The sequence below is a fragment of the Aeromonas finlandensis genome, from assembly GCF_000764645.1.
Classification (GTDB): Bacteria; Pseudomonadota; Gammaproteobacteria; order Enterobacterales; family Aeromonadaceae; genus Aeromonas; species Aeromonas finlandensis.
This window is the reverse complement of sequence record NZ_JRGK01000181.1, coordinates 1-2,459: the sequence shown is the minus strand read 5'-3', so window position 1 is coordinate 2,459 and position 2,459 is coordinate 1. Positions and strand designations below refer to the sequence as shown.

The window sequence follows — 2,459 nt, the reverse complement described above, 5'->3', positions numbered from 1 at the left end:
GCAGAGCACTGGCCCGCTCGCGCAGCTGTTTGTGGTCGATGCTGCCAAAACGGGTACGGGGTTCGCGGCCCAGAAAGATGTTGGCAGCGATGGAGAGCTCCGGCAGCAGGTTCAGCTCCTGGTGGATGATGCTGATCCCTTGATCTTGAGAGTCGCGGGGGCCCTTGAAGTGGACTGGCTGACCGCGATAGCTGACGCTGCCCGCATCGGCCTGATAGATACCGGTCAGCACCTTCATCAGGGTGGATTTGCCGGCGCCATTTTCACCGAGCAGGGCCATCACCTGGCCCGGATAGACCCGCAGACCCGCTTCGTCGAGGGCGCGGACACCGGGGAAGGTCTTGACGATCCCGGTCAGCTCCAGAATGGGTGAGAGGGGGGAGGTTGTGCTCATTTGCAGCTTCCTTGAAGAGGCTTAAAACGCCACACCGGCGCAGAGGATCAGGTTGGCGTAGGGAGTTACCTCGCCGCTGCGTACGATAGCCTTGCTCTGGCGGGAGCGGGTTTTGAACTCCTCGTGCAGGCAGTATTCGATAGTGATGGGCTTGCCCTGGGCGGCTGCGTGGGCCTCAAGCTGATCGATCAGCGCCTGATGGGCAGCGGGGCTGATCTGCTTGATCTCGCTCGCCATGATCACCTTCTCCACCACCAGATCGGTGAGCAGGGCGGTCAGCACTGTGCCGAGGCTGGGAGTGCCCGCCATCAGCGCCAGATCGATCCGCTCAGGACCAGCCGGAATGGGCAAGCCTGCATCGCAGACGGTGATCTCGTCGGTGTGGCCCATCTGTGCTACCAGAGCACTCAGGGGAGCATTGAGCAGTACGCCTCGTTTCATACAGCACCTCATCAGGCCTTGGCCCGTCAATCTGTGAACCGCCAGGCAACCGGTTACGCAACCGGTTGCGTCATGGCGAAAAGATAGGCTTTTTACAAAGGAAGGGCCACGGCAAAACCACGGAAATGTGAAAACGATCTCAAAGGCGGGAGAAGAAGTGCAGGGGAGGAGGCAGGAAGGGTGTCAGCAGAGCCCTGACACCCTTGTTATTCATCGAGCTATTGATTTTATGGTTAGTTGGCCAGAGCTTTGGCGACCGCCGGACGGCTCAGCATGCGGCGATAATGATCAGCCACTTTGGGGAATTCACTGATCTCGACCCCATCGCTTTTCAGCCAGCCAGCGACCACGAACAGATAGATATCCGCCACGCTGAACTGCTCGCCGAGCACCCAGGGGCCGGCCAGATAGTGCTGCTCAATCTGATCAAAGCCATCGCGCATATTGCTGGCGACTTTCTGCTGCATGGCGGCAATGGCCTGCTCGTCATCGGCCCAACGGCTGCCACGGCGACCGTGGGCGTGGGAGACATGCACGGTGGAGGCGAGGAAACTGTTGACCTCCTGCATACGGGCCAGCAGGAACGGGTTGTCCAGCGGCGCCAGTTTGGCATCGGGGAAGCGCTGCGCCACATAGAGCAGCAGGGCCGGGGTCTCGGTAAGGGTGCCCTGCTCGGTGATCAGGGCAGGCACCCGCCCTTTGGGGTTGATGGCAAGATATGCGGGGTCACGCTGCTCCCCTGCGGCGAGGTTGACGAGACGGGGTTGGAAAGGGGCATTCGCTTCCAGCAGGGCAATCTGCACGGCCATGGCACAGGTGCCGGGAGCGAAAAAGAGGGTCAGATCGGACATGAATACTCCTGATTGGCTCAGGCCACCCGCGATATCGGCGAAAGATTGCTTCGCGGAGCACCACGGGCAGTCATGAAAAAAGAGAGGGGGCAACGCTTGCCCCCCCAACCAATCTACACCCCTGAGGGGTGATGAAAAAGTGCAGAATTAATCGGCTTGGCCACCTTGTTATTCGCCCACCCCCTAAGCCCTCGGCCAAGAGCACGAGCCCACTGGTGCTGAGTTGGATGGGATCGAAGGGGTGCACCGCAATTATTATCAATAAGACAGAGTCTTATTCCCCATATAGCTTAATTTCCAACACATTTGTGATGGCACTGCCATTCCAGTGGTATTCCAGATGCTGGGCTTGGTGGATCTTGGTGACCAGACGGGGGCGATAGAGCACATGGCAGTTATGACCGCTGTGGCGCACAGAGCGGTAGTGGATACCGTCCATCCCCCGGGTTTTCTGCTCTTGGGCGAAAGCTTGGGATTGACCATAGTTGGTCGCGTGATAAAGCGGGGTGGAGAGAAATTCCGTGCGGGTAATATCGACCAGCTTGGCGTTGAACTCGGTATAGATGACCCGCATCTGCACTTTCTGAGTGGGTTCGTTGGTGTAGCCGAATACCCGCTCCTGATGATAGACCGTCTCTTTGATGGCAGTATCGAGCAGGGGGGCACAGTAGTAACCGCCGAAATCGCCAGTGGTGAATCGGGCTCCTTCCGGGTTGATATGGGTGAAGGCAGCCATCACATAGCTGCTGCCATTTAGCCCCACCAACCAATCC

General features: G+C 58.7%; 4 protein-coding genes. All 4 read right to left on the bottom strand.

The genetic code is table 11. The features are described from left to right. The coding region (locus LD28_RS0112350) for an ATP-binding cassette domain-containing protein (RefSeq protein WP_033137266.1) at positions 1-394 on the bottom strand (394 nt) is incomplete at its 3' end. Positions 395-415: 21 nt separating this feature from the next. Next, positions 416-835, bottom strand: a complete 420-nt coding sequence (gene rbsD, locus LD28_RS0112345) for a D-ribose pyranase (RefSeq protein WP_033137265.1) — start codon at positions 833-835, stop codon at positions 416-418. 233 nt (positions 836-1,068) lie between these two features. Beyond that, positions 1,069-1,686 carry a glutathione S-transferase family protein gene (locus LD28_RS0112340; RefSeq protein ID WP_033137264.1) on the bottom strand — a complete coding sequence of 206 codons (618 nt, stop codon included), beginning with the start codon at positions 1,684-1,686 and terminating at the stop codon, positions 1,069-1,071. Between the two features lie 274 nt (positions 1,687-1,960). Continuing rightward, positions 1,961-2,459: RES family NAD+ phosphorylase (locus LD28_RS0112335; protein ID WP_033137263.1), on the bottom strand; the 499-nt coding region annotated here is incomplete at its 5' end.

Bases quoted from the DNA above. Each gene is read 5' to 3' on its own strand.
- rbsD (WP_033137265.1), bottom strand. From the start codon at position 835: ATGAAACGAGGCGTACTGCTCAATGCTCCCCTGAGTGCTCTGGTAGCA.
- LD28_RS0112340 (WP_033137264.1), bottom strand. From the start codon at position 1,686: ATGTCCGATCTGACCCTCTTTTTCGCTCCCGGCACCTGTGCCATGGCC.